This window comes from Kaistella yananensis, from assembly GCF_026107505.2.
GTDB lineage: Bacteria > Bacteroidota > Bacteroidia > Flavobacteriales > Weeksellaceae > Kaistella > Kaistella yananensis.
In genome coordinates, this window is sequence record NZ_JAPCHZ010000004.1 from 164,997 (window position 1) to 191,174 (window position 26,178).

The window sequence follows — 26,178 nt, forward strand, 5'->3', positions numbered from 1 at the left end:
GATTATTTTTTTTCAGGTAAGTAATTGATGATGATTCTTTGGTTTGGGTTAAGGTATTTTTTTGCGGCATTCATAATATCTTGTCTTGATACAGAACGGTAAATGTCCAGTTCTTTATTGATGAGATTGGTGTCGCCCATCAATACGTGGTTGGTCGCCAAAGAACTTGCGATTCCCTGAATTGAAGAGTTTGAGTTTACAAACTGATTTTCGAACTGGTTCAGCAGTTTTTGGTAATCTTCTTCAGAAATCAGGGTAGTCTGAAGCTTTTTAATTTCCGCATCGATGTCGCTTTGAAGCGTACTTTTCGTGGTAGAACCCATTGGAATAGCGAAAAACGCAAAAATTCCCGCATCTTCAAGACCTTGGTTGAAAGCCTGAACCTGAAGCGCTTTTTTCTCCTGATCCACTAATTTTTTATAAAGCACCGATGATTTTCCGCTGCTTAAATAAGACGAAAGCATATCGAGAATATAAGCATCTTTTTCTTTGTTTGAAGGTGTTCTGTACGCAAAAGCATAAGCCGGAAGCTGGATGTTTTTATCGGTAACCGTTACTTCTTTTTCCTTAGTAATTGGGTCGTCTTTAGGGAAATTTTTCGGGTACACAGTTCCTTTTGGGATGTCGCCGTAATACTCAAGAATCCATTTTTTTGTCTGCTCAGGTTTAATGTCGCCGGCTACAACTAAAGTCGCATTGTTCGGAACATAGAACTTTTTATAAAAATCCTGAAATTCTGATAGGGTAGCAGCATTCAGATCCTCCATCGAACCAATGGTTGACCAATGATATGGATGTTTGGTGAAAAGATTGTTCTGTACTGCGGTGAAAAGGTTTCCGTAAGGTTGGTTATCCATTCTCAAACGCTTTTCTTCCTTTACAACTTCTCTTTGGGTGTCTACACCAATTTGGTTTACAGTGCCGCTTTTCATTCTTTCGCTTTCCATCCACAAACCAAGCTGTTCGTTATTCGATGGGAAAGTTTCATAATAATAAGTTCTGTCGTTGGTGGTATTGGCATTGTTGGTTCCGCCGTTAGACGAAACAATTTTGAACCAGTCGCCGCGTTTGATGTTTTTGGTGCCTTCAAAAAGCAAATGCTCAAAAAAGTGCGCCATACCGGTTCTTCCCACCGCTTCATCCTTGGCACCTACGTGATACATTACACCTGTTGTCACTACAGGAGCGGTGTTGTCCTGATGAAGAATTACGTGCAGACCGTTAGGAAGATCATATTCCTCGAATTTAATTTGCTGTGCGTTGATGATCATTCCAAGGAACGAAACGGCAGCAGCAGAAAGGAGTCGTTTTTTCATATTATCTTTAAAATTTAGGTTATAAGTCTTATGAAATTAGTATTTGTTACATTCTTTCACTTAATAATTATATTTCTGTTGAATATTTAGAATTGCAGATTTCTACAATAGTAAGCATTTTTGTCTGCTCCGATTAATTATTGTATCTTTGTAGTATAATTTATAAGAGGCAACTGCCTTGCTTTATCTAATACCGTTTAGAATCTACATTTTTTCTTATCAGTTTTCGCTATTTCGCAGCTGCTTTTATACTTTATTACCCGAATTTTTGATTTCTTGTGTTGTGGGAACGCGCTTTCAGATTTCATTATCAGGTTAAATTTAGAGGCTAAAGTGAGCCGAAATGGTTATCATAAACTTAAATACGATTATTATATATGGCAGATTCTTTCTCAAAAAAAGAAAATTTCAAGAAAAAACTTCAAAAACAAAAAGAGAAATCTTTAAAGCGTGAAGAGCGCAAAAACAACAACAACAAAGGGAAAGCTTTAGACGAGATGTTCCTTTACGTTGATGCAAACGGGCAGTTGACAGAAACGCCTCCAGGAGAACAAAACCGCGAAGGTATTGATCTTAACGATATTCAGCTTGGCGCAGCGCCAATTGAGGCTGAAGAAACTTTAAAAACAGGAATTGTGACTTTTTTAAGTGATAAAGGCTACGGATTTATCGCTGAAAATGGTACACAGGAAAATATTTTCTTCCACGAGAACAACTGTGCACACGCGGTGAAGAAAGGCAACAAGGTTTCTTTTGAAAAAGAAAGATCACCTAAAGGTTTTTCAGCTGTAAACATTCAGCTCGTAAAATAATAACATAATTAACAACAATACAATGCAAGAAGGCACAGTAAAATTTTTCAACGAAACAAAAGGTTTCGGATTTATCACTCCATCAAACGGTAGCGAAGACATCTTCGTTCATGTTTCCGGATTAACATCTGAAATCCGCGAAAACGATTTGGTGGTTTACGAAGTTCAGCAAGGAAACAAAGGACTTAACGCTGTAAATGTAAAATTAGCGTAAGCGTTCACATTTATAAAAATTGATGTAAAGCTCCGAAAACGGGGCTTTATTTTTGTTTAATGACGGAACTGAACTTTACTTATGCAGAAAGCAAAACCACCTTTTGAGTTCCGTATATATTTCTTTAAATTTGTTCCCCAAAACTTATTGCCCAGATGGATTATTTGAAAGGATTGAATGAAGCACAATATGAAGCCGTAACTACGTTAGAAGGTCCACTCATGGTACTTGCAGGCGCAGGTTCCGGCAAAACCCGTGTGCTTACCATGCGGATTGCCCATTTAATTACCAATCTGGTAGATCCCTTCAATATCCTTGCGCTCACCTTTACCAACAAGGCTGCGAAAGAAATGAAGGAAAGAATTGCAAAAGTAGTAGGGCAGAGCGAAGCCCGTTCACTATGGATGGGGACATTTCACTCTGTTTTTGCAAGAATTCTGCGGAGCGAAGCACATCTTTTGGGTTTCCCGTCAAATTTTACCATTTACGATACCCAGGATTCTCTGAACGTGCTGAAAAAAGTACTGAAAGAACTCAACATCGACGCAGACCTTTATAAACCGAAGAAAGTTCTGGCAAGAATTTCAAACTACAAAAACAATCTCATCACCGTAAAAGCATATTTCAACAATCCCGAACTTATTGAAAATGATGAGCGCGCAAACATGAAGCACATGGGTATGATTTACCAGAAGTATGTTGAAGCGTGTTTCAAAAACGGGGCGATGGATTTTGATGACCTGCTTCTGCGGACCAATGAACTGCTCACAAGATTTCCCGATGTGCTGGCGAAATACCAGGACCGTTTCAGATATATTTTAGTTGATGAGTATCAGGATACCAACCATTCGCAGTATTTAATTGTGAAAGCACTGGCTTCAAAATTCGAAAACATTTGTGTTGTTGGTGATGATGCGCAGTCGATTTACTCTTTCCGGGGTGCGAATATCTACAACATCCTGAACTTCAAAAAAGATTATCCGGATGCCGTAACCGTTTCTTTGGAACAGAATTACCGCTCGACCCAAAATATCGTAAATGCTGCCAATGTGGTGATTTCCAAAAACGTGCAGCAGTTCAAGAAAAATGTATTCAGCGATAACGAAGAAGGAGACAAGATCAAGGTTTACCGGTCGCTTTCAGATGCTGATGAGGCCAATTTTGTAGCATCAAATATTTGGGAACTTCATAATTCCCAGCAAAGGAAATTTATCGATTTTGCAATTCTTTACCGTACAAACTCGCAAACCAGAGCGTTTGAAGATGCGCTGCGCCGAAAGAATATTCCGTACAAAGTTTTTGGCGGCCTGTCTTTTTACCAAAGAAAAGAAGTGAAGGATTTGGTGGCTTATCTCCGTCTGCTCATCAACGAAAACGATAGCGAAGCGCTGACGAGAATCATCAATTTTCCGGCACGTGGAATTGGCGAAACTACCCAAAATAAACTCATTGTTTTTGCAGATTCCCAAAATGTGTCCATCAGCAGCGTTTTAGATAATCTGGGTATCTATGCTCCGCAGTTGGGTTTAAATAACGGAATCCTTACTAAACTTGCAGATTTCTGGGCGATGATCAAAGCTTTCCAGGTGATGCTGAAAACCGAAAATGCCTACACCGTTGCCATGGAAGTAGCAAAACGTACCGGCCTCATTAAGTTCCTGAAAGACGACCAGACTCCCGAAGGAATTTCACGGGTAGAAAACGTTCAGGAATTAATGAACTCCATGCAGGGATTCATCGAAGAACAGCAGCAGCTGGAAGACGGCGACCCCTCGCTTTCAAGTTTTTTAGAAAATATTGCACTTTCTGCTGATACGCAGAACGATAAAAAAGATGATGGCGACCAGGTTTCACTCATGACGATTCACCTCTCAAAAGGTCTTGAATTTCCGGTGGTTCATTTGGTTGGTCTGGAAGAAAATCTTTTCCCGAGTTTCATGAGTTCTTCCACCCGTGAAGAACTCGAAGAAGAACGAAGGTTGTTTTATGTAGCGCTTACGAGGGCCGAAAAACAGGCGTTTTTCTCTTATGCAGTTTCCAGATTTCAGTGGGGGAAAATCACAGATGCCGAACCTTCGCGTTTTTTAAGCGAGATGGATGCTGAGCATCTGGAATTCATCAATCCAGCGATGGAGAGTCGTTTTGTGAACCATTCCGGTCTCAAATCGAATATTTTTGATGATGAACCTGCCGTTCCCAAATTTTTCAAAAAGAAAGAAGAAAAGAAAAGTATTCAGCGAAACGAACCGTTGCCACCACCTCAGAATCTGAAACCTGTGGCGACCGCGAGAATCACCAATCCCAGCGGTACCTCGTCGGAAAATATTGAAGTCGGCGACAAAGTACGTCACGACAGATTTGGGGTAGGCGAAGTTTTGTTTTTAGACGGAACCGATCCCCAAAACATTAAAGCTAAAGTTAAATTCCAGCATGAAGGGGAGAAAAACCTGATCCTGAAATTTGCCAAGCTGACGAAGATTTAGGAGAGGGAAGACGGGAGCTGGAAGCTTTTGATAGTGCATCAGCTGAATCCCCGACAGAATAGTTCGATTAATTGAAGGTTAGGAATAGATAGAAAGCAAGTCGGTTTTTTATAGTTGTGTAATATATCTTGCAGAAATAGGCAAATAATAGCGCAGTCCGTAGGACCGCGATATGTGTAGAACAAATGTTTTAAAGAAATAAAGCGTTCCGTAGGAACGCTATTTTTTCATAACTGCTATCTGAAAATTTCTCTTTATTTAACCAATTCCTCAAACAACCGTTCAAAAGTTGCATCCAAATCCATTGTTTTTCCTGGATGCGGCCGTGAAGTCTGGATTACCGAACTCCGTACTGCTGTAAGCCACCGGAAACGTTCAGGAATATCAAAAGCTGCAATTTCTCCGCCTTCTTTTTCACCTCTGGCTACATGTTTGAAATTTTCCAGATTCTGAAGAATGTCATTGTAATCCATTTCACACTGCATTAGTTCAAATTTTTTCGGACACAGATGAAATTCAACACGAATGTACTTTTCCCTTTTAGAAAACAAAACAAGTCCAATATTGAAAAATTCTTCTCTTTCAACTTTGGGAACCAGCCTTATCACCGCGTATTCGTAAATTTTAACCTCTTGCATTTTTCGCTTCATTTACAAAGTTATGGGAATTCTCGAGTCGCGTTTTCAGGAAATTAAAATACACTTCTTTAATTTCTTCGGGTGAATCATCTGTATCGTTCCAATGCAGCCAATCCAAAGGAATAAGTTCTACAATCTGGCGCAGAATAGTTTCATTTAAAACTGTTTTGGCAAAAGTATCGGCTTCATCAAGCATCGAAGCCTGGCGAAGCAGGACGTGGTCTTTTATATACGCAAAAGGACTCAACGCATGTTTTTCAAAATTCATCCACGAATGATGGAAATAGAACGACGCACCGTTATCGATCACCCAAAGTTCCTTGTGCCACATCAGCAGATTGGTGTTTTTGAAGGTACGGTCGATATTGGTAATGTAGGCATCGAGCCACACAATTTTTGAAGCCAGCAAAGGATCGACTTTTACGGAACCATCATACGCAATCGCTCCAGAAATAAAATGCAGCGCAAGATTCAAACCTTCTGAAAATTTCAATAAATCCTGAATTTCTTCGTCGCCTTCGGTTCTGCCGAAATCTACATCCAGGTTTGCAAAAACAAGTTCTGGAATTTTAAGGTCCAAAACTTCTGCGATTTTTCCGCCCAAAAGCTCAGAAATTAGCATCTTTACACCGTGACCGCCGCCACGGAATTTCAGCACATATTTAAAATCGTCATCGGCTTCCGCCAAAGCGGGAAGCGAGCCGCCTTCTCTTAAAGGCAAAATGTAACGCATTACGGTAACCGTGCGTAAACTTAAATCCTGAGTCATAAAACAAAAATACGAAAAAGGTTGATGTGCTGATGGATATTCCAAGGGAATTGAATCTGATGCATCAGTCGTTATGATAAGGTTTTCCCTGAAGAATCTGGTCGGCGCGGTAAATCTGTTCTACAAAAAATAGCCGGATCATCTGGTGCGTGAATGTCATTTTCGATAGCGACATTTTTTCGTTCGCACGCTGGTAAATTTCATCGGCAAATCCATACGCTCCGCCAATAAAAAAGGATACTTTTTTAACCGACAAATTCATCCAGTTGTCGATTTTTCCGGCAAATTCTCGGCTGGTGAACTGCTTTCCGTTTTCATCGAGAAGAATCACCAAATCGCTGTTTTCGGTGTGGCTGAGAAAAAGTTTGGCTTCTTCTTTTTTCAGAAGTTCGGGTGAAAGATTCTTTGCATTTTTTACATCGGCAATTTCGGTAATTTCAAAATTCCAGTGTCGCGGAAGCCGGTTTTGGTAGTACTTTACCAGACTGGCGATTTCTTTATCGTCGGTTTTACCAATGCAAAGCAAATTGATTCTCATTTCTTATCTTTGTTCTGCAAATATAGATTAATGGGTATTAAAACTCCTAAATTCCTTCTCAAAATCCATCGGTATCTGGATAATATTCATATCCCGGTGTTGGGAATTTCGCTCTGGAAAATGTTTGAAATTTACGGGCAGGGTGTTTTTAAAATGCAAATCGGGCGAAGTGCGGCCAGTATTTCGTGGAGTTTTTTCCTTAGTCTGTTCCCTTTTATCCTTTTCTTACTGTCTTTGCTTCCTTATCTTCCGCATTACGACAAACTGCAGTTTTACATTTTCGAGGTGCTGATGCATAATGTTTTCCCTGCGCATATTCAGCAGGATGTTTCGAATTATATCCAGACTTTCATCATTCCGAACATGAAAAACATCAGCAATCTCACTATTCTTTTTGCGATGATTTTTGCGGTAAATGGCACACACTCTTTAATTAACGGATTTAATATCAATACCAATCTGCAGCGTGGCGTGGTGAAAGAGTACATCGTGGCTTTTTTTATCACCATCGCCTTTATTATCCTTATCATCGCGTCTCTGCTCGGCGTTTATTACAGCGAGGTGGTTTTGAAGCTTTTTACTCCTGAAAGCAATATTTCGTGGCTTGTAAAAAATATGTCGAAAATTATCGGATTTTTCTCGTTTCCGGTTTTCTATTTTATTTTACTTGCTCTCTTTTACTGGGTAGGATGTCTTAAGATTACTACTTTTAAACAGGCCATTCCCGGCGCGGTTCTTACCACGGTTCTCTTTGTGCTGCTTACATATATCTTTGCAATTTATGTGCGGGATTTTGCCCGATACAACGTTATTTACGGATCGATTGGTTCAATTATTTTAGTGATGGTGTGGGTAAACCTCAATATTATTTTGATTCTTTTAGGCAATGAACTGAATATCGCCATTAAAAAAGTGCGCGTAGAGAAAATGATTGCCGATGAGATGAAAAATAATGCCCATCAGTTTGATGCAGAACTTCTCCCGGACTTAGAGGAACCGGATGATACCCATACCCTTAAAATTTAATGTCTGGATTTTAATCCTGATCAAGAGTTGTTTTCCGGAAATTTTTCAAGATCAGATAACCTGAAATTCCTGAAATAAGCGATGCAATAAGAATGGCAAATTTGGCCTCGTCCTGAATTTCTGAATGTCCTTTAAATGAAAGCAGGGCGATGAAGATCGACATGGTGAAACCAATTCCCGCGAGAAGACCGGTTCCCAGCATTTGCGGCCATGTACTTTTATACGGTAAACTGCTGATTTTAAGTTTGATAAAAATATAGGAGAATAAATTAATTCCAATCAGCTTGCCTAGAAAAAGGCCAAGGATAATTCCATAACCCAAACTGCTGAAAAGTCCGTCAACCATTCCGGTTTTAAAAGTGATATTGGTATTCGCCAGCGCAAAAAGCGGCATAATCAGAAAACTCACGGGAAGATGAAGTTTCTGTTCGAGTTTTTCCAGAGGCGAGATTTCGGTTGCAGAAACATTCGTAGGAATTGTAAAGGCCAGTAAAACCCCTGCAATAGTCGCATGAATGCCGGAATGGTGCATAAAATACCACAGCAAAATTCCGGGAATAAGATAAAAGATATGTTTTTTGAAATTAAAGAAATTCAAAAGTGCCAAAAACAGCACCATCAAAGCACTTAAAGCTAAATAAGTCCAATGAATCTGGTCTGTGTAGAAAATTGCAATTACCATAATGGCTCCTAAATCATCAACAATTGCCAATGCAGTAAGAAAAATCTTTAAAGAAACAGGCACGCTTTTTCCGAGGAGCGAAATAATTGCCAAAGAAAATGCAATATCCGTCGCCATTGGAATTGCCCATCCGTTTGCATATTCTGTACCGTTATTGAAGAAAAAATAAATCAATGCAGGCACTACCATTCCTCCCACCGCAGCTACGATGGGCAGGGAGGCGTTTTTCAGACTGGAGAGCTCACCTTCTACAATTTCCCGCTTAATTTCCAGACCCACAAGCAGAAAGAATATCGCCATTAAACCATCATTAATCCAAATACTAACAGAGTAATTAAGGTCGAACATTTCGGTCCCAATTTTAGTATCAAGCAAATTCTGGAACGCAGGGCCCAGTGACGAATTTGCGATCAGAAGTGAAACAGCAACGCAGATAATAAGTAAAATCCCTGAAGATTGGGAGTTGTGAATAAATTTTCTAAAATAATCAGTAATAACCATAAATTTTTTTTAAAGACGTTTAACGCGGGAAACTCCATTGATGTTTTTCAGCTGTTTGAAGGTTTCTTCCAGCTGGTTTTTGTTCCGGACTTCGAGGTTGATGTTGCCGAGGAAAATACCGTTGTTGGATTCTATGGACATACTTTTCATGTCCATGTTCATGGAGTTACTAATCACGGCTGTGATGTCGTTAATCATCCCCATCCTGTCGAGTCCTTCGATTTCAATTTTAATTCTGTTTTTGAAGCTTTCTTCGTTCACCCATTTTGCAGGTAAAACCCGGTAATCGTATTGTGCACGCAGGTTTATGGCATTAGGGCAGCCATCGTTATGAACTTTAATTCCGTCAGAAATCGTAATGAAACCGAAAATTTTGTCACCCGGAATCACCGTACAGCATTTCGCAAAAGAATAATTCATCTTTTCTTCATCTTTACCAAAAACAATAAGATCCAGATTAGTGTCGGGTATTTCGGTAAACTCTGTGTTTTTTGTAGGCGATTTTCGGAACCGTTGAATTAAATTGCTGAAAAGACCTTTGCCTTCAGTGTACTTCTTAATATCACCAATATCCAGATTTCCGTTCTGGAAGCTCAGAAACAACTCCTGAGAAGTTTTCAGATTAAAGAATTTCTGCATTTTATTGATTTCCTCATCATTGAAATTCAGTTTTGCGTGGCGCATTTTTCTCTGAAGAATTTCTTTGCCTTCTTCTACCAACTGATTTTTTTCTGAATTTAAAATCGCTTTAATTTTCGATTTCGCTTTAGAAGTAACCACAAAATCGAGCCAGTCGGATTTTGGTTTCTGGTTCTGGGACGAGAGAATATCTACCTGATCGCCGTTTTGAAGTACATAAGAAATGGGAACCAGTTTTCCGTTAACTTTTGCGCCCAGACATTTTGTTCCTAAATCTGAGTGAACCGAAAATGCAAAATCGAGTGCAGTAGAGCCAATGGGCAGAATTTTAATTTCGCCTTTCGGCGTAAAAACAAAAACTTCTTTCGAATAAAGATTGAGTTTAATATTATCTAAAAGTTCTGTCGTGGTAAGCGATTGTTGATTTTCTAATACCTCACGGATTTCCGTAACCCAGGTGTCGAAGTTTTTTTCGTCGCTGTTTTTACTGAAGCCTTCTTTATATTTATAATGCGCGGCAACGCCTTTTTCAGCAATATCATCCATTCTTTCGGAACGGATTTGTACTTCGATCCACTTTTTATCGGGTCCCAAAACCGTTAAATGCAGACTTTCGTAACCTGTAGAACGCGGCTGCGAAATCCAGTCGCGCATCCGTTGGGGATTGCTGTGATAAAGGTCGGTTACGATAGAATAGATTTTCCAGGCAAGGAATTTCTCATTTTTAGCATCCGATTTATAAATAATCCGGATCGCGTAATTGTCGAAAACTTCATCAAAAGTTACATTCTGCTTCAGCATCTTGCGGTAAATCGAAGAGATTGCTTTTGCACGGCCTTTAATCGAGAAATTCAACCCTTCGTCCAGCAGTTGTTCAGAAACTTCTTTTTTAAATTCCTCAATGTATTTTTCGCGGTTTTCCTTGGCTAATTCAAGGCGCTCTGCAATATCAAAATATACATCGGGATTATTAAACTTTAAAGATAAATCCTCGAGTTCAGATTTAATGTTGTAAAAACCTAGCCTGTGAGCCAAAGGAGCGTAGATATATACTGTCTCCGACGCGATTTTTTTCTGTTTATCCGGCGCCATGCTTTCCAGCGTCCGCATATTGTGAAGCCGGTCGGCAATTTTAATGAGAATGACCCGGAAATCTTCCGAAAGGGTAAGTAGCAGTTTACGGTAGTTTTCAGACTGAATCGAAATATTCTGGTGGTTCATCACCGAAATTTTCGTGAGTCCGTTGACGATATCTGCTATTTTTGTTCCAAATATTTTTTTGATGTCTTCATAAGTGTATTCCGAATCTTCGATGACGTCGTGAAGCAACGCACAAGCTATAGAAGTGGCTCCCAAACCGATTTCGTTGGCGACAATTTTTGCTACCTCGATGGGGTGATAAATGTAAGGCTCACCGGTTTTGCGGCGCTGGTCTTTGTGCGCATCCAGGGCAATATCGAACGCTTTCCGGATAACTTTGTTCTGTTCCTCATCCAGAGTCCGGTAAGTGTTGGAAATTAAATCCCTGTAACGCGCGAGAATTTCCTTATTTTCCTGTTCTAAATCGTATACCATGTAACAAAACTGTTTAAGAGCTACGAAAATAAGTAAAAATGCATAATTATTGGGCTGTTTATTGAAAAAAAGCCATAGATAAACCTTAAATCGTATAAATTTTAAATACCAAATCTATTACTCTCTGTTCATAATAAAAAGGATTATTTCGTTATATTTGAAAATAAAAAGGAAAATGACCCGACTCATTGCCATACTTCTGCTCAGTTCACAGACTTTTTTGGCGCAAAATATTGCCCAGAAATTAGATGTTGCAACAAAAAATCTGCTTAATTCAGCTTCTGCATACGCTGCCAATTTATCGGTATATGTTGCAGATGAAGACGGAAATTTCATTTATGAACATAACGGCGACCGCGGACTTTCATCTGCATCTACTCAAAAGATTTTTACAGCTGCAACTGCTTTGGAAACTTTAGGAAAAAATTATCAGTACACTACCACGGCTTCTTATTCCGGAGATATTTCTGGAGGAAATCTGTCGGGAAATCTCTATGTCCATTCCAATGGTGATCCCACGTTAGGAAGCTGGAGATACGAAAATTACAAACCTGAAAACTTCAGACAGAAATTTCTGGCAGCTTTAAAACAAAAAGGAATCTCGAAGATTTCAGGAGATTTAATTATTGATGATTCTTATTTTGATTTTCAGACGGTTCCTGGCGGCTGGCCTTGGAATGATTTGGGGAATTATTACGGAGCCGGAGTTTGGAGCGTGAACTGGCGAGAAAACCAGTTCGACATAAGTATGAACGGGAAGGAAATGAAAGGTTTGAATGTTGATCTTCCTAATGTAAACTGGGTTAACGACCTGAAAACGGGCGGAACTTCCGATCAAAGCCTGATTTTTACCGCACCTTATTCGGATGTAGCGCTGATTAACGGAACACTTCCTGCCAAAGCAATAACGGTTTCCGGTGCAACACCCAATCCGCCATTAACATTAGGTACAGAAATAAAAAAATGGCTGCAGGATTCAGGCATTAGTTTTAGCGGAAAAGTTAATTCAACTTCCATGCAGAGAATTAATGGTGAAAAAATTCTCACTGCGCCAAAAAATACGGTTATTTTCGAGCACAAATCTCCGACTCTTGATAAAATTGTGTATTGGTTTATGCGCAAAAGTGTAAATCTTTATGGTGAAACTTTAATTAAAACTTTAGGAAAAGAGAAGAAAAATCAGGGAAGTTTTGAGGCAGGAATCACTTATCTGAAAGAATTCTGGAAAGGTAAAGGAATTAACCCGGCAATGATTAATTTCGCTGATGGAAGCGGTCTTTCGCCTCAGAATTATGTCTCCGCAAGAGCAGAAGTTCAGGCCCTGCTTTGGAGCCGAAAACAGACTTGGTTTAATGAGTTTTTTGAAGGATTTCCTACCCAGGCCAATGGTATGAAAATGAAAAGCGGCACCATGAAAGACACCAAATCTTTTGCAGGTTATCATACTTCCAAAGACGGCAAGAAGTATGTTTTTGCGATCATTATTAATAATTATCAGAGTTCAAACCTGAGTGATGCACTGTATAAAGTTTTAAATGTTTTAAAGTAACCTAAAAATTTAAAATGAAACGCAGAAGCTTTCTCTCGAAAATCAACAACTGGGTTATTTACATTCTGCTCACACTTGCGGTGACGGGCGTAGTGGTGGCTTCGGTTATTCTCATCAATTACCTGAGAAAAGAAGAAATTAAAAGAATCGAGCTTTTTGCAACCGCAATAAAATTTCAGCAGCAGGAAGAAATTATTGTAGATCCCAACACACTGGAATTGATTTTTCAAATCAACAATACCAACAATACAATTCCGGTTATTGTAACCGACCGTAATAAAAAACCGCTCGGCCCAGATTTTCAACGGAATATTCCGGAGAATGTTGCGAAAGATCCCCAAAAAATGCGTTCGCTTCTTCAAAATATGGAGAACTCGTACAAACCGATTGAATTACAGATGCCGGATGGGAATAACCAGTACGTTTTTTACACAAATTCCAAACTTCTTAATAATTTACGGTACACGCCCTATATCCTGGGATTACTTGTTGTAGCTTATATTTCGTTTTCATTCTGGTTTCTCAGAACCATTAAAAAAACCGACGAAGGTTACGTTTGGGCCGGTTTGGCAAAAGAAACTGCGCACCAGATCGGAACGCCGCTGTCATCAATGATTGGCTGGATTGAAATTCTTCGGATGGAAAATGAAAACAGCCAGGGTGTAAAAGAGATTGAGAACGACATTAACCGGCTGAAAACCATATCCGAAAGATTTTCAAAAATCGGTTCGGTTCCGGAGCTTAATGACCTTAACATCAATGAAACTTTACAGCAAAATTACAATTATCTGAAATCCAGAATTTCGTCTAAAGTCCGTTTTATGCTGGTATTGCCGAAACATCAGCTGCTTATTCCGCACAACAGAATCCTGTTGAGCTGGGTCATCGAAAATATCGTTAAAAATGCCGTGGATTCTATGAAAGGTGAAGGTAATCTGGAGATTGATCTCTACGAAAAAAATAACCATATTGTAATCGATTTTAAAGACACCGGTTCCGGAATGACAAATTACCAGGCAGCGAATGCTTTCAAAGCGGGATATTCCACCAAAAAACGCGGCTGGGGTCTTGGACTTTCGCTGGCGAAAAGGGTGATTAAAGAATATCACCGCGGCGATATAAAAATCGCACACAGTGAAGTAGGGAAGGGAACTACTTTCCGAATTATCATGAAAAACAGTTAACCATAACTTTATAATGTAAAGTTCGGTGATGTATAATTGCCAACTATTTCTTAATTTCGTGGTACAAAAAACCATGGAAATGAAAAAAATTATGCTCACGCTGTTCATTGTTACAGCTACGCTGGGAAACGCCCAGATTTTAAACATGATTAAAGACAAAGTAAAAGACAAAACCATGTCTTTTGCAGGTGACAAAGTAGTAAATGCAATCACGACAGAAGCTATTACAACCAATTTTAAAGATTGTAACACTGTGGATATAAAGCAACCCGAATTTGCATCGGGCAAGAATTTTGTAAGTCTCTGCCGCGAGTCTTTTAATAAGGATACCGGTTATGTTCTTACCCCAGGTTATTATCAGATTCAACTGAAAAGTTTTTGTCTTAAGGCCGGAACTTACGCACCAAGCAAAGGCGACGGTTACCTTTTTGCTCCTCTAAAAGGTCCTAAAGAAGAAATCATCAATGCTTTGGTGAAAAATTGGTACAATCATCAGGATATTCCCCAGGAACAGGTGCAGTCTCTGGTGTGGGCGGTAATTGCTAAATCGAGCTTTAAAAACCTGAATACCGAAAGTAAACTGGTTGCCGCCAGACTTTTAAGCAAAGATCAGTTGCTGAAATTATCTAAAATGGGCTTGGATTTTATACCGGCAGATATAATGAGTAAGGCTAAAAGTAATCTTCCGCAGCCTGTACAGATCGCGCTGGATGCTGAAAATAAAATACGGAATTTCTTCAGTTCATCTTCTTCAAGTTATGCTGACCTTGAAAGACTTGCCATGATCTCAGGCGTTAACCCTGAAAAATCTGCAATTCAGTACGGAACATGGGGACTGCATCCGGACGGATATTGGGTAGCGTACGAACCTCACGGCTACAGAGAAATGACAGTAAAAATATTTGTTCCAGAGAACTTGACGTCGGTGAGTTTTATTCCTTCGGATCAGGTTGCGGTACCTGCCAATACTTCCAGCCAAAGACTCATGTTATCGGATATGCTGAATTGTAATTAAAAGTTAGATTTTTCTGAACTAAAATTGTTTCTGAAGAATTATAAGAATGTTTAAAACAAGTTTCGGCGCCGCAGGCGCCGAAACTTTTTAATTTAACTGTAAATAATTTACATAATAATTCGCGTCAAATTCCACAGGATTGGCATCCTTTAATGTAACTGTTTGCCAGGCGGAAGTCGGATTTAAAAGCTGGTTGCTCTTCAGACGCAACGGCATTGAAAATTTCTCGATTACATTGCTGTAACGGAATTTCAACGCATTTCCTTTTTGGGAATATTCTAAGACCGGAATTTTAGTAGTCCGTAAATACTGATTGAAAACCGGTGAAAAATCAATGCCTGATTTCTGTGAAATATAATTTTCAACCTGTTGTGTGGTAACGGTCTGGTGATAAAAATCTTTGTTCAGTCCTCTTAGAATCTGTCTGAATTTTTCATCATCATTTATTACCTGGCGAATGGTGTGCAGCATATTTGCGCCTTTGTAATACATATCGCCGCTTCCTTCATTTCTTACTCCATACTGACCGATGATGGGGATGTCGTTTTTAATATTATGGCGGATGCCCTGAACGTATTTTTCAGCTGAGTTTTTATCCATATAATTTTCAGTGAAAAGTGTTTCAGAATAGCTCGTGAATCCTTCGTGAACCCACATATCAGCTTGATCTTTTGCGGTGATGTTATTGGCAAACCATTCATGGCCCGTTTCGTGAATAATAATGAAATCCCAGTTCAAACCGACTCCGGTTCCGGACAGATCTCTCCCCAAATAACCGTTTTTGTATTTGTTTCCATAGGCTACATTGCTCTGATGTTCCATCCCCAGATACGGAGTTTCTACCAGTTTGTAAGCATCTTCGTAGAAAGGATAAGGCCCAAACCAATATTCGAATGCTTTCATCATCGGTTTTACCTGCGTAAACTGTTTTTTAGCTTTATCGAGATTGTAATCTAAAACCCAATAATCAAGATCCAGTTTTCCCTTTTCGCCATCGTAAGTTTCTTTAAAATTCACATACTTTCCGATGCTGGGAACAATAGAGTAGGCGTTGATGGGGTTTTTAACTTCCCAGGTGAAGGTGTTTTTGTTTTTTTCTGAAGTCTGCGCAATCAGCCGTCCGTTCCCAACACCAACTAAATCTTTTGGCGTAATGATTTTCATTACAATCCCATGATCGGGTTCATCGCTCCAGATGTCTTTTACCGGAAGCCAAACCGAAGTACCGATGCCTTCCTGAGCAACACTTACGAAAGGATTTCCGTTATCATCCTGCTTGAAAACCCAGCCACCATCCCAGGGAGCATTTTTCGCAATTGTGGGATTGCCGTAATACTGAATGGTGAACGAATGAGTATCGCCTTTTTTGTATTCTTTTTTAGTTTCAATAAAGATAAAATCACCGTCGCGTCTTGAGCTGCAGAGTTTTTCATCAGAATCAATAATCTTATACTGCATCGGTTGCTGCAAATCAATCTGGAAAACAGGATTTTTGATGTCTTTTGTGATTTCGAAGGTTATTTTGTTGGTTCCCGAAACCGATTTGTTCTGAATATTCGGTTCTACAGAAATTTCATATTTTTTTACATCCCAAAAGTTTCTGTACATGGTATCCGAACCTTTTAAAGTGTCCTGTTTACTGAAATTTTGGGCAGAAAGTGCTGCAGAAGCCAATATGAGCAACGAAAATGATTTTTTCATGAAAAGTAATTTCTTAATAGAACAAATATAATTATTTTAAATATGGTAAAAGGGCCAATTTACTGTTGGCTCGCTTTGTGTTGTTAAAATTCAGTATTTTTGAAAAATAATTCAATTCAAATCAACAGTTTGAAATTAAAAATAAAAATCCACACATGAAGATCAGAACTCTTATCGCAGTTTTTGCTTTTACCATCTTGGTTTCCTGTAATAAAGACAAAGAAGTCCTCAATACTTTAAACGACTACAACATTTCCATGGAGAGCAAAGGCTACCATTTTGGTGACGCTTTGACACTGCCGAAAGATGTGACAGAAAATGCAGAAAGCATCTCGATAAGTTTTGGTGATAAAGAAACCTCAAATCTGGTGATCGATCCTGAATATTTCACGCTGGGAGATAACGCGGTAACTTTCAATATTAAAAAGAAGAACGGCGAAATCATTACGCAGGACGCCACGATTAATGTTTTTGCTAAAACTCCCGAAGCTAAATTGAACTATGAAATTGTAAAAGAATATCCGCACGATCCCAAGAATTTTGTACAAGGTTTTCAGTTAGAAGGAAATACGGTTTATGAATCTGATGGACAACAAGGATCATCACAAATTTTGAAATATACTTTAGGAAGTACAACTCCTATTGTTTTCACAAAGCAACCCAAAGAATATTTTTCTGAAGGATTAACCATTGTAGGGGATAAAGTTTATCAATTAACATGGTTAACCAAAAAAGGTTTTATCTATAACAAAAGCGACCTAAGCCTGATCAGCGAGTTTGCTTATCCAAACGTAATCGGCGAAGGCTGGGGCTTAACTTACGATAACAAAAATCTGATTCTTTCAGATGGAACCAAGAATATTTACTTTCTTGATGTGAAAGATCCGTCGAAAATTGTGCGTTATATTTCAGTTGCCGGTAATACCGAAGCTTATGACCAGCTGAACGAACTCGAATATCACAAAGGTTTTATTTACGCCAACGTGTGGCAGAAGCCTATTATTCTTAAAATAAATCCTGCAAACGGTGAAGTCGTTGGAAAATTTGATTTTACTGAAATTGCAAAACTGCATACCACCAATTCAGATGATGTTTTGAATGGTATTGCTTTCAAAGGTGATAATATGTTGGTCACCGGCAAAAACTGGAACAAAATTTACGAAGTTTCCATGAAGTAAACTGAAAACTTAATATCGAAAATGACGTTCACTGAACGTCATTTTTTATAAATTTGATAAACCTATTTTTTTGAAATTATTCCATTTCATATTTTTATTTTTTTTCTGTACAGTTTCTGCGCAGAAAAACCTGGCTTTTGATTCTATAAAACTCAAAGATGCAAAAGATTTGCTGGTTGACGATTACGGCAATATTTATCTTTACAAAAACAAGGATTTCAGTTTTACAAAATATGATTCGCTTGGCCAGCAGAAAGGAAAACTGATGCTCACGCTGCCGTTTAAAATTCAGTCTGTACAGAATCCTTTAAGCATTGCGTCTTTTTCCGAAAATGCACAGGAACTTAAATTTTACGATCAGAATCTTAATGAAATTCAAACTGTAAATTTCCGGCAGAAATTTGGTTTTATAAAAATGGTGTATGCCGAAGATTTGCAGCAGATCTGGTTGCTCGATGAAAGTACAAAACGCCTCATCCAGTATAATTTCCGCGAAGATAAAATCATCAATTCCTATCCTTTTGATATCGATTTTGAAAACGTAACCGACATATTGGTTTTTAACAGTCAGGTTTATCTGCTTACAAAAACGCAATTGTCAGTTTATAATTTCAACGGAAATAAAATGTTTGAATTTCCTCTCACTGAAGGCAAACGCCTAAGACGCGAAAACGGGAATATTTTGGTCATCGGAAAAAACACCATTTATTTTCTGCAGGACCGTATGTTGGGAATAATTTTCAATGCTGAAAATTCGCAGATTGTGGATAAAAACTCTGCCGCGTATTTTGTAATCAACGCCAACAAACTTTATCTTTACCCGCTCAATAAATAAGGTTCTGAAGGGAAACTTTCAGTCGTTTCGGTTCATTTTTTAATCATTCAATTTTTAACAATGCACATTGCGGTTACAGGAAACATAGGCGCGGGAAAAACAACTTTAACAACCATGCTGTCCAAACATTACGGTTGGGATGCACAGTTCGAAGATGTAGATCATAACCCGTATTTAGAGGATTTTTATGCAGATATGAGCAAGTGGAGTTTTGCCCTGCAGATTTATTTTCTAGGAAGCCGTTTCCGCCAGGTGAAAGAAATCCGCGAAAGTGGTAAAAACATTGTTCAGGACCGTACGATTTACGAAGATGCCCATATTTTCGCCGAAAACCTGTATGATATGAATCTTTTATCTGATCGGGATTTCAATAATTATACGTCAGTATTTAATCTGATGAAAAGTTTCGTTTCGGCACCGGATTTGCTGATTTATCTGAAGTCTGATGTTCCGAATCTGGTAAAGAAAATTTATAAAAGAGGCCGTGATTACGAAGCTACAATTTCTATCGAATACCTTTCTAAGCTTAACCAGAAGTACGAAAAATGGATATCGACCTACAACGAGGGTAAACTTCTCGTGATCGAAGTTGATGATTTAGATTTCGTGGAAAGGCCCGAAGATTTTGGTTATATTCTGGAAAGAATTGAAAACCAGATGCACGGACTTTTCTAGATTTAGGGCATGAGATGAATGTAAAAATGTTATAACCTTCAACTCAACCACCAATGATTAAAGTACTTCACAACAATACGTGTTCTAAATCTAGAGCGATTCTGGAACATTTGGATGAGAATAACGTACCGTTTGAAATTATCGATTTCATAGAAACGCCCTTAACCGAACTTGAACTTAAAACGCTTCTGAAAAAGCTCAATACAGATGTACAGGGACTTATCAGAAAAAACGACAGGCTTTATCAGGAACGTTATATGGGGAAAGATTTCAGTGAAGACGAATGGGTAAAAATCTTGGTTGAAAATCCTTCGTTGATCCAGAGGCCGATTCTTATTAAAGGTTCTGTAGCAATGGTCGGAAGACCTATCGAAAATGTAAGGTTTTTTATTGAAAAATAATTCAGACTATTTTATTAAATCTTCAAACGCTTGTTCAGGCGTTGAAAACTTAAAATCAAATCCCAGCGATTTGATTTTTTTGTTGGATGCACGGGTGCCTTCCAAAATAATAGAACTCATCTCCCCGAAAGCCACTTTCATAACAAACGAAGGAACATTTACCGGAAGAAAGAGCTTTCCGGAGGTTTTTGCCAGTGCTTTCATGAAATTTTCGTTGGTCGGTATTTGATCAGCAACTGCATTGAATTTTCCCTCGATTTCCGGGTTTTCCAGAGCGAAAATGTACATGTTTACCAAATCATCTTCGTGAATCCAGTTCATCCATTGATTTCCTGAGCCCACCGCGGAACCTATATTAAAATCTACCGTTTTCTTCAGCATCGGAAAAGCACCGCCATTTTTTGCCAGAACCATTGCGGTGCGTAAACAAACAGTTCTGTGGGAAATGGAATATGAAAAATTTTCAGCAGCATTTTCCCATTCGTCGCAAAGTTTAGCAAGGAAATCTTGTTTTAAAATTCCGTCACTTTCTTTTAAAATCTCTTCCGAAGTAAAAGTGCCGTAATAGTTAATTCCCGAAGCAGAGATAAATGAATTGATCCGAACGTTCTGGCGTAAACAATAGTCTTTAAGCAGATTCGCAGTTTCAATTCTACTGGAGAAAAGTTCTTTTTTATACTCAGCAGTCCATTTCTGGCTGATATTTGCACCAGCAAGATGAATGATCGAATCCAGATTTTCAAACGCCTTGGGATCGATGAATTTTTCATCACTGTTCCAGTAGAATTCGTCAGGATTATTGGTTTTTTTCCTTGTTAATACTCTTGGATTATGATTTCGCTCCCGTAGTTTGTGAACCAGTTTTTTACCGATTAATCCGGTTCCGCCTGTGATTAAAACATTCATGATATTCAATTAAAGCATCATTACACCTGAAATTTTACCTACTTCCTTGTAAATGCTGATGACCTGGTCTGCATCCAAAACAAATGCGTTCATTGTTAATGAAGTATATTTTCCGTTTTTGCTGTCTTTGGTTGAAAGGGTGTATTTCACGTTGTCGAAAACCCTGTAAATTTCAGTTTGTTTCGATTCTTCGTTGGTGATTATAAATTTGAAAAGATAATCCTGAGGAAAGTCGTGAGTAGCCTCGAGTTTTTCTTTCAGTGAGGCATAGAAATCCTCTGGGTTCACATTTTCCTGATTGTCAACTATATTAATCATCTCGTTGTAATTTTAATGTTAAAAAAAATTCCGGGCAAACCGGAATTCAAAATTAAGTATTATTTCCTTATTTCATGCCATTCAGGGAGTTCATAATAGTCGTTGCATTTTGCTGCTCATGGTTTTCGATGATGTTGAACAATCCGTTTACCATCTGCTGCGAGGCAAATCTACTGATTCCTCCGGTGAGTGAATTGGTGGAATTTTGCCCACCAAGAATGTTTCCTAATATATTTGATCCCTGCAATGCTGAATTTAACGAACTCACCAACCCGAATTCATTCAGTTTAGCGTCAACTTTTGGTGCTATGGCGGCCATAAGTTGCTCTGATGTTCTTTCTTTCAGGATTTGAGTTGCGGCGCCACTTCCTCCCTGTACGATTCTGGCCGCATCTTCTGCAGTTAAACTGTTAACCGCATTTACTAAAATCGGTCTCGACACATCTACTGTAAATGCAGCAGCCTGAGCAATATATTGTTTCTCTTTCTGAACAAGGCTGTTCAATCCTAATTTCTGTAAAGTACTATTAAGATCTTTCAATTGTTGAGGCAATGCGGCATCGATGAGTTGGTTAGCCATAAAGCTATCTTTATCGCTAAAAATATTGAGCCCTTTTGTAATTCCTCCCAGAAGTATCTGTTTCAGAACAGCCAACCCTACGCTTGAAGTTGCAAGAGCCAAACAAGACTGGGTCGTTGTTCCTAATGTTGCAACTGCCATAGTTGCCACCAATATTGTATTTCTTCTCATGATATTAAAATTAATGATAATGCAATCATTTTCAAATATTAAGCCAAACAATAATACTAATTTAGGTTAACGTTAATTAACAATTTTTGAAAAATATTATGAGGGATAACAAATTCTAAATATATTTTCTAACTTTGAGATAATAAGCCCGCGAGGTGATCTGCTACACACATTTTTACAAAAAAAACCTACTATATGAAACACAGTAATTTAAAATTTCCTTGTTTAATTGCGGTATTTTACTTCGGAATGAATGTAAATGCACAGGAAATTCCACGGGATACCGTGGTTAAGGAACAAAAGATTGAAGAGGTAGTGATGATTGGGTATGGTACCCGATTTTTTAGCGAAAGCCGAGAGACATCACGGCGCCTGGCCACATTGGCTTGATGGTGAGAACGGAAAAACAGTTTCTTTCGGGAAAAAAGATAACGGTGGCGACATTGTAGAAACCGCGTTTCTTGTTGAAGGAATTATCACCGTTCGCGAATATTTCAAAAATGGTAATGCCGAAGAAAAAGAACTGGCGAAAAAAATGGATGAACTTTGGAAAGGAGTAGAATGGAACTGGTACACCAAAGGCGGCGAAAAAGTTTTGTATTGGCATTGGTCGCCCATAAACGGCTGGGAAATGAATCATAAACTTCAGGGTTACGATGAGACTTTAGTCACTTACATCCTCGCAGCTTCCTCACCAACTTATCCCATTGATGCCGAAACTTTCTACAAAGGCTGGACTAGAAACGGAACTTATACTACCACGGCAGAGAAATATGGTTATCCGCTTTACGTAAAACATAACGGAGCCGAAGAGTATGGCGGGCCTATGTTTTGGGCGCATTATTCTTACCTCGGCCTCGATCCTACAGGATTATCCGACAGATTGGTGAAGAATTATTTTGATCTGAACCGCAGCCACGCCATGATTCAGTACAGTTACAGTGTCGAAAACTCTAAGCAATGGAAAGGTTATGGCCCGAATTATTGGGGATTCACCGCGAGTTATACCAGAAATCAGGATGGTACAGTGGGTTACGATGCCCATAACCCTAAGAATGATCGCGGTGTTGTTACGCCAACCGCCGCACTCAGCAGTTTTCCGTACACTCCGAAAGAATCAATGAATGTTTTAAGATTTCTTTATACTGAAAAACCTGAGTTTATAGGTTCAGCAGGGCCTTATGACGCTACTTCAATCCACTACGGCAATTGGTTTACACCGAGATATCTGGCCATCGATCAGGGAACCATTGCACCCATGATCGAAAATTACAGAACCGGATTGCTTTGGAAATTATTCATGAACGCTCCGGAAATTAAAAACGGTCTCAGGAAACTCGATTTCAAATCCACAAAATATAATTTTTAATGAAAATATTATTAACATGTCTGTTTACGGTATCGTGTTGCTTTGCTCTTAATCTTAAAGGTCAGGAGATTAAAGCTGAGATGATTAAAGAAACAAAAAAGATTCAGAAAATCTCCTATATCTTAGATTATCCGAAAGAAACAAAAGGCAAAGTTCCGCTCATGGTTTTTCTTCACGGTTCCGGCGAACGCGGAACTGATCTCGAAAAAGTAAAAGCCAACGGGCCTTTCAACTACAGAACTTTAATCGAAGAACCGGTTGCTATTCTGGCGCCGCAATGTCCCGACGGAGTTTGGTGGGACACGGAAACCCTTTATCATCTTATTAAAGAAATTCAGCAGAAATATAAAATCGATGAATCCAGAATCATGCTTACAGGACTCTCGATGGGAGGTTGGGGTTCATTGAAGCTTGCCATGGAACACCCGGAATTGTTTTCGGCAGTCGTATCGGTTTGTCCGCCGGTCGACCGTTTGATGAAAGTGCGGGCTACCCAGTACAAAGATTTATCCATGAAAATTTTTCATGGCGCCAATGATGATGTTGTGTCTCCGATGAATGCAATAGAAATCTATCAGGCGATCAAAAAAGTAAATAAAAACATCGAGCTCACCATTTTTCCGGATGATAATCACAACTCGTGGGATTCTGCGTATTCCAATCCAAAATTATATGAATGGATGCTGGCTCAAAAAAATTCAAATAATATAAAGTAGAAGTTTATGAAGAAAATAGTTTTAGTTGCTGCTATGGCACTTTCAACATGCTTTTTAGCCCAGGAAATGGTGACTAAACCGGTACAGTCTTACCAGACGGTACAGTACAATGCAAAGAAAAAGGCTTTTGTTGATGCCCTGCTCGCGAAAATGACTCTTGACGAAAAAATTGGTCAGCTCAATCTTCCCAGTGCGGGGGATTTCACAACAGGGCAGGCACAGAATTCTGATATCGGAAAGAAGATAGAAAATGGTTTGGTCGGCGGACTTTTCAATATTAAAGGAGCCGAAAAAATAAGAGCCGTACAGAAAGTTGCCGTAGAAAAAAGCCGTCTGAAAATTCCGTTAATTTTCGGGATGGATGTGATTCATGGTTATGAAACCAATTTTCCGATTCCGTTAGGCCTGGCTGCATCTTGGGATATGAATTTAATTCAGCAGTCTGCAAGAGTGGCCGCGCGGGAAGCTTCTTCAGACGGAATTTCCTGGACATTCTCACCCATGACAGACATTTCCCGCGAACCGAGATGGGGTAGAATTTCTGAAGGATCTGGTGAAGATCCGTATCTGGGCAGCGAAATTGCCAAACATATGGTTTACGGTTATCAGGGGAAAGATTTATCTCTCAGCAATACCATTATGGCCTGTGTGAAACATTTTGCACTCTACGGTGCCGGTGAAGGCGGAATGGATTATAATACCGTAGATATGGGTCGGGTACGCATGTTTAATGAATATTTTCCACCTTATAAAGCGGCCGTAGATGCCGGTGTAGGGACGGTAATGGCTTCCTTTAATGAAGTTGAAGGAATTCCTGCAACTGGAAACAGATGGCTGCAAACCGAAATATTACGTGAAAAATGGGGCTTCAATGGATTTGTAGTGAGTGATTACACCGGAATTAACGAGATGATTGATCACGGAATGGGTGATCTTCAGCAGGTTTCTGCCCTGTCGCTGAAAGCGGGTATCGATATGGATATGGTGGGCGAAGGTTTTCTGAAAACATTGAAAAAATCTTTAGCAGAAGGAAAAGTAACCCAGGCTGAAATCGATCAGGCCACCAAAAGAGTTCTGGAGGCAAAATATGATTTAGGACTTTTTGAAGATCCTTACCGATATGGAGACGTAAAACTGGCAGCAAAAGAAGTTAACAGTCTCGAAAACCGAAATATTGCAAGAAACACCGCAGCCCAGTCTATGGTATTATTGAAAAATGAAAATAATGTTCTGCCTTTGAAAAAATCCGGAACCGTTGCCGTCATCGGTCCGTTAGTGAATAATTCACTCAATATGGCCGGAACCTGGAGTGTGGGAGCAAAGCATGCCAATGCAATTTCTCTAATGAAAGGTCTGCAGGATAATTTTGGCAAAGAAGTGAAATTCATTTCTGCTAAAGGTGCAAATATTGATTACAGCGAGAAACTTGAAAGTATTTACGCAGCCCACGGAAAACTGACTGACCGAGATAATCGCCCTAAAGAAGTTATTCTGAAAGAAGCCTTAGACGTGGCAAACAAAGCCGATGTTATCGTTCTTGCGATTGGCGAATCTGCTGAAATGAGCGGCGAATCATCATCCAGAAGTGAAATCACTATTCCGCAGTCTCAGGTTGATTTGCTCAATGAACTCAAAAAAACCGGAAAACCGATCGCAATGGTACTTTTCACCGGAAGACCTTTAGCGTTAACCAATGTGAAAGACTTACCTGAGGCGATCCTTAATGTGTGGTTTGCCGGAACGGAAGCAGGTAATGCAATTTCAGATGTACTGTTTGGGAAAATAAACCCTTCAGGAAAGTTGCCGGTAACGTTCCCAAGAAGTTTAGGTCAGGTTCCTATCTATTACAATCACAAAAATACAGGCAGACCCTTAAGTGCAGAAAAAACTGCTAAATGTGAGTACGACAGGTTCCGCGCCAATTATATGGATGAATGCAACACACCGCTTTATCCTTTCGGGTATGGGTTGAGTTATACAAATTTTACCTATTCGGATATGTCAGTTTCAAATACGAATCCAAAAGGAAACCAGTCTATTCAGGCTTCAGTTACTGTAAAGAATTCCGGAAATTATGATGGGGCAGAAGTGGTACAGCTTTACATCCGTGATATGGTAGGAAGTATCACAAGACCTGTAAAAGAGCTGAAAGGCTTCGAGAAAGTTTTCCTTAAAAAAGGAGAAAGCAAAAAAATAACGTTCACCATTACTCCGGAAGACCTTAAGTTTTATAACAACGCACTGAAGTATGATTGGGAAGAAGGCGAATTTGATGTGATGATAGGCACCAATTCGGCAGATGTTCAGCATACAAAAATTTACTGGAGCAAGTAGCAAATACGCTCTGCTAAAGCCGTTTTCATATAAATGAAAGCGGTTTTTTTTGT

Annotated in this window: 23 protein-coding genes and 1 pseudogene; 14 read left to right on the top strand and 10 right to left on the bottom strand. The window is 39.2% G+C overall.

Going from position 1 to position 26,178, the window contains the following annotated elements; genetic code table 11:
• Positions 1-2: 2 nt before the first annotated feature.
• Positions 3-1,316: a M16 family metallopeptidase gene (locus OK344_RS07770; RefSeq protein WP_265144264.1), complete on the bottom strand. Its 1,314-nt coding sequence runs from the start codon at positions 1,314-1,316 to the stop codon at positions 3-5.
• Between the two features lie 377 nt (positions 1,317-1,693).
• Here OK344_RS07770 and OK344_RS07775 point away from each other — a divergent pair, with 377 nt between their 5' ends.
• The 3 genes from OK344_RS07775 (at position 1,694) to OK344_RS07785 (ending at position 4,825) form a co-directional block, all read left to right on the top strand.
• On the top strand, positions 1,694-2,128 hold the full coding sequence (locus tag OK344_RS07775; protein WP_088469358.1) for a cold shock domain-containing protein: 435 nt from the start codon (positions 1,694-1,696) through the stop codon (positions 2,126-2,128).
• A gap of 22 nt (positions 2,129-2,150) precedes the next feature.
• Positions 2,151-2,342, top strand: coding sequence for a cold-shock protein (locus tag OK344_RS07780; protein WP_265144265.1), 192 nt, complete (start codon positions 2,151-2,153; stop codon positions 2,340-2,342).
• A gap of 155 nt (positions 2,343-2,497) precedes the next feature.
• On the top strand, positions 2,498-4,825 hold the full coding sequence (locus OK344_RS07785; protein WP_265144266.1) for an ATP-dependent helicase: 2,328 nt from the start codon (positions 2,498-2,500) through the stop codon (positions 4,823-4,825).
• Positions 4,826-5,079: 254 nt separating this feature from the next.
• Here the strand turns inward: OK344_RS07785 and OK344_RS07790 are convergent, their stop codons facing one another.
• The 3 genes from OK344_RS07790 to OK344_RS07800 all read right to left on the bottom strand — a co-directional run bounded on the left by OK344_RS07790 (position 5,080) and on the right by OK344_RS07800 (position 6,770).
• On the bottom strand, positions 5,080-5,463 hold the full coding sequence (locus OK344_RS07790; protein WP_265144267.1) for a DUF3037 domain-containing protein: 384 nt from the start codon (positions 5,461-5,463) through the stop codon (positions 5,080-5,082).
• Positions 5,450-6,232 (bottom strand): HipA family kinase, encoded by a 783-nt coding sequence (locus tag OK344_RS07795; protein ID WP_265144268.1) that lies wholly within the window; start codon positions 6,230-6,232, stop codon positions 5,450-5,452. Before OK344_RS07795 ends, OK344_RS07790 begins: the two co-directional genes overlap by 14 nt.
• A 64-nt stretch (positions 6,233-6,296) precedes the next feature.
• Positions 6,297-6,770, bottom strand: a complete 474-nt coding sequence (locus OK344_RS07800; protein ID WP_265144269.1) for a 23S rRNA (pseudouridine(1915)-N(3))-methyltransferase RlmH — start codon at positions 6,768-6,770, stop codon at positions 6,297-6,299.
• Between the two features lie 30 nt (positions 6,771-6,800).
• Between OK344_RS07800 and OK344_RS07805 the strand changes: the two genes are divergently transcribed.
• Positions 6,801-7,796, top strand: coding sequence for a YihY/virulence factor BrkB family protein (locus tag OK344_RS07805; RefSeq protein ID WP_265144270.1), 996 nt, complete (start codon positions 6,801-6,803; stop codon positions 7,794-7,796).
• Between the two features lie 10 nt (positions 7,797-7,806).
• Here OK344_RS07805 and nhaA read toward each other — a convergent pair whose 3' ends face one another.
• Both nhaA and OK344_RS07815 read right to left on the bottom strand, forming a co-directional pair.
• Positions 7,807-8,979 carry a Na+/H+ antiporter NhaA gene (gene nhaA, locus OK344_RS07810; protein ID WP_265144271.1) on the bottom strand — a complete coding sequence of 391 codons (1,173 nt, stop codon included), beginning with the start codon at positions 8,977-8,979 and terminating at the stop codon, positions 7,807-7,809.
• A gap of 9 nt (positions 8,980-8,988) precedes the next feature.
• Positions 8,989-11,193, bottom strand: coding sequence for a RelA/SpoT family protein (locus tag OK344_RS07815; RefSeq protein ID WP_088469349.1), 2,205 nt, complete (start codon positions 11,191-11,193; stop codon positions 8,989-8,991).
• 175 nt (positions 11,194-11,368) lie between these two features.
• Between OK344_RS07815 and dacB the strand changes: the two genes are divergently transcribed.
• From dacB to OK344_RS07830, 3 genes are all read left to right on the top strand, one after another.
• Positions 11,369-12,742 (top strand): D-alanyl-D-alanine carboxypeptidase/D-alanyl-D-alanine endopeptidase, encoded by a 1,374-nt coding sequence (gene dacB, locus OK344_RS07820; protein ID WP_265144272.1) that lies wholly within the window; start codon positions 11,369-11,371, stop codon positions 12,740-12,742.
• 14 nt (positions 12,743-12,756) lie between these two features.
• Complete coding sequence (locus tag OK344_RS07825; protein ID WP_265144273.1) at positions 12,757-13,926, top strand: sensor histidine kinase; 1,170 nt, start codon at positions 12,757-12,759, stop codon at positions 13,924-13,926.
• A 79-nt stretch (positions 13,927-14,005) separates the two neighbouring features.
• A complete protein-coding gene (locus OK344_RS07830) occupies positions 14,006-14,941 on the top strand; it encodes a hypothetical protein (protein WP_265144274.1) in 936 nt (311 codons plus the stop codon).
• Between the two features lie 87 nt (positions 14,942-15,028).
• Here the strand turns inward: OK344_RS07830 and OK344_RS07835 are convergent, their stop codons facing one another.
• Positions 15,029-16,642 carry a M1 family metallopeptidase gene (locus OK344_RS07835; RefSeq protein WP_265144275.1) on the bottom strand — a complete coding sequence of 538 codons (1,614 nt, stop codon included), beginning with the start codon at positions 16,640-16,642 and terminating at the stop codon, positions 15,029-15,031.
• A gap of 155 nt (positions 16,643-16,797) precedes the next feature.
• Between OK344_RS07835 and OK344_RS07840 the strand changes: the two genes are divergently transcribed.
• The 4 genes from OK344_RS07840 to OK344_RS07855 all read left to right on the top strand — a co-directional run bounded on the left by OK344_RS07840 (position 16,798) and on the right by OK344_RS07855 (position 19,731).
• On the top strand, positions 16,798-17,820 hold the full coding sequence (locus OK344_RS07840; protein WP_265144276.1) for a glutaminyl-peptide cyclotransferase: 1,023 nt from the start codon (positions 16,798-16,800) through the stop codon (positions 17,818-17,820).
• A gap of 70 nt (positions 17,821-17,890) precedes the next feature.
• On the top strand, positions 17,891-18,655 hold the full coding sequence (locus tag OK344_RS07845) for a hypothetical protein (protein ID WP_265144277.1): 765 nt from the start codon (positions 17,891-17,893) through the stop codon (positions 18,653-18,655).
• A 60-nt stretch (positions 18,656-18,715) separates the two neighbouring features.
• Positions 18,716-19,330, top strand: coding sequence for a deoxynucleoside kinase (locus tag OK344_RS07850; RefSeq protein ID WP_088469344.1), 615 nt, complete (start codon positions 18,716-18,718; stop codon positions 19,328-19,330).
• 53 nt (positions 19,331-19,383) lie between these two features.
• Positions 19,384-19,731 carry an ArsC/Spx/MgsR family protein gene (locus OK344_RS07855; protein ID WP_265144278.1) on the top strand — a complete coding sequence of 116 codons (348 nt, stop codon included), beginning with the start codon at positions 19,384-19,386 and terminating at the stop codon, positions 19,729-19,731.
• Positions 19,732-19,737: 6 nt separating this feature from the next.
• Here OK344_RS07855 and OK344_RS07860 read toward each other — a convergent pair whose 3' ends face one another.
• From OK344_RS07860 to OK344_RS07870, 3 genes are all read right to left on the bottom strand, one after another.
• Entirely contained in the window at positions 19,738-20,637 is a 900-nt protein-coding gene (locus OK344_RS07860) for a TIGR01777 family oxidoreductase (RefSeq protein ID WP_265144279.1), read from the bottom strand.
• 9 nt (positions 20,638-20,646) lie between these two features.
• Entirely contained in the window at positions 20,647-20,955 is a 309-nt protein-coding gene (locus OK344_RS07865; RefSeq protein ID WP_265144280.1) for a DUF493 domain-containing protein, read from the bottom strand.
• Positions 20,956-21,022: 67 nt separating this feature from the next.
• A complete protein-coding gene (locus OK344_RS07870) occupies positions 21,023-21,706 on the bottom strand; it encodes a DUF4197 family protein (RefSeq protein ID WP_265144281.1) in 684 nt (227 codons plus the stop codon).
• Positions 21,707-22,037: 331 nt separating this feature from the next.
• On the opposite strand from OK344_RS07870, the pseudogene OK344_RS07875 reads away from it, so the two are divergent.
• The 3 genes and pseudogenes from OK344_RS07875 to bglX all read left to right on the top strand — a co-directional run.
• Positions 22,038-23,075, top strand: a pseudogene (locus OK344_RS07875) (glucoamylase family protein); the annotation flags it as partial.
• Complete coding sequence (locus OK344_RS07880; RefSeq protein WP_265144282.1) at positions 23,075-23,791, top strand: carboxylesterase family protein; 717 nt, start codon at positions 23,075-23,077, stop codon at positions 23,789-23,791. The pseudogene OK344_RS07875 and the gene OK344_RS07880, both read left to right, overlap by 1 nt.
• Positions 23,792-23,797: 6 nt before the next feature.
• On the top strand, positions 23,798-26,125 hold the full coding sequence (gene bglX, locus OK344_RS07885; RefSeq protein WP_265144283.1) for a beta-glucosidase BglX: 2,328 nt from the start codon (positions 23,798-23,800) through the stop codon (positions 26,123-26,125).
• The last annotated feature ends 53 nt before the right edge of the window (positions 26,126-26,178 follow it).

Bases quoted from the DNA above. Each gene is read 5' to 3' on its own strand.
- OK344_RS07770 (WP_265144264.1), bottom strand. From the start codon at position 1,316: ATGAAAAAACGACTCCTTTCTGCTGCTGCCGTTTCGTTCCTTGGAATG.
- OK344_RS07775 (WP_088469358.1), top strand. From the start codon at position 1,694: ATGGCAGATTCTTTCTCAAAAAAAGAAAATTTCAAGAAAAAACTTCAA.
- OK344_RS07780 (WP_265144265.1), top strand. From the start codon at position 2,151: ATGCAAGAAGGCACAGTAAAATTTTTCAACGAAACAAAAGGTTTCGGA.
- OK344_RS07785 (WP_265144266.1), top strand. From the start codon at position 2,498: ATGGATTATTTGAAAGGATTGAATGAAGCACAATATGAAGCCGTAACT.
- OK344_RS07790 (WP_265144267.1), bottom strand. From the start codon at position 5,463: ATGCAAGAGGTTAAAATTTACGAATACGCGGTGATAAGGCTGGTTCCC.
- OK344_RS07795 (WP_265144268.1), bottom strand. From the start codon at position 6,232: ATGACTCAGGATTTAAGTTTACGCACGGTTACCGTAATGCGTTACATT.
- OK344_RS07800 (WP_265144269.1), bottom strand. From the start codon at position 6,770: ATGAGAATCAATTTGCTTTGCATTGGTAAAACCGACGATAAAGAAATC.
- OK344_RS07805 (WP_265144270.1), top strand. From the start codon at position 6,801: ATGGGTATTAAAACTCCTAAATTCCTTCTCAAAATCCATCGGTATCTG.
- nhaA (WP_265144271.1), bottom strand. From the start codon at position 8,979: ATGGTTATTACTGATTATTTTAGAAAATTTATTCACAACTCCCAATCT.
- OK344_RS07815 (WP_088469349.1), bottom strand. From the start codon at position 11,193: ATGGTATACGATTTAGAACAGGAAAATAAGGAAATTCTCGCGCGTTAC.
- dacB (WP_265144272.1), top strand. From the start codon at position 11,369: ATGACCCGACTCATTGCCATACTTCTGCTCAGTTCACAGACTTTTTTG.
- OK344_RS07825 (WP_265144273.1), top strand. From the start codon at position 12,757: ATGAAACGCAGAAGCTTTCTCTCGAAAATCAACAACTGGGTTATTTAC.
- OK344_RS07830 (WP_265144274.1), top strand. From the start codon at position 14,006: ATGAAAAAAATTATGCTCACGCTGTTCATTGTTACAGCTACGCTGGGA.
- OK344_RS07835 (WP_265144275.1), bottom strand. From the start codon at position 16,642: ATGAAAAAATCATTTTCGTTGCTCATATTGGCTTCTGCAGCACTTTCT.
- OK344_RS07840 (WP_265144276.1), top strand. From the start codon at position 16,798: ATGAAGATCAGAACTCTTATCGCAGTTTTTGCTTTTACCATCTTGGTT.
- OK344_RS07850 (WP_088469344.1), top strand. From the start codon at position 18,716: ATGCACATTGCGGTTACAGGAAACATAGGCGCGGGAAAAACAACTTTA.
- OK344_RS07855 (WP_265144278.1), top strand. From the start codon at position 19,384: ATGATTAAAGTACTTCACAACAATACGTGTTCTAAATCTAGAGCGATT.
- OK344_RS07860 (WP_265144279.1), bottom strand. From the start codon at position 20,637: ATGAATGTTTTAATCACAGGCGGAACCGGATTAATCGGTAAAAAACTG.
- OK344_RS07865 (WP_265144280.1), bottom strand. From the start codon at position 20,955: ATGATTAATATAGTTGACAATCAGGAAAATGTGAACCCAGAGGATTTC.
- OK344_RS07870 (WP_265144281.1), bottom strand. From the start codon at position 21,706: ATGAGAAGAAATACAATATTGGTGGCAACTATGGCAGTTGCAACATTA.
- OK344_RS07880 (WP_265144282.1), top strand. From the start codon at position 23,075: ATGAAAATATTATTAACATGTCTGTTTACGGTATCGTGTTGCTTTGCT.
- bglX (WP_265144283.1), top strand. From the start codon at position 23,798: ATGAAGAAAATAGTTTTAGTTGCTGCTATGGCACTTTCAACATGCTTT.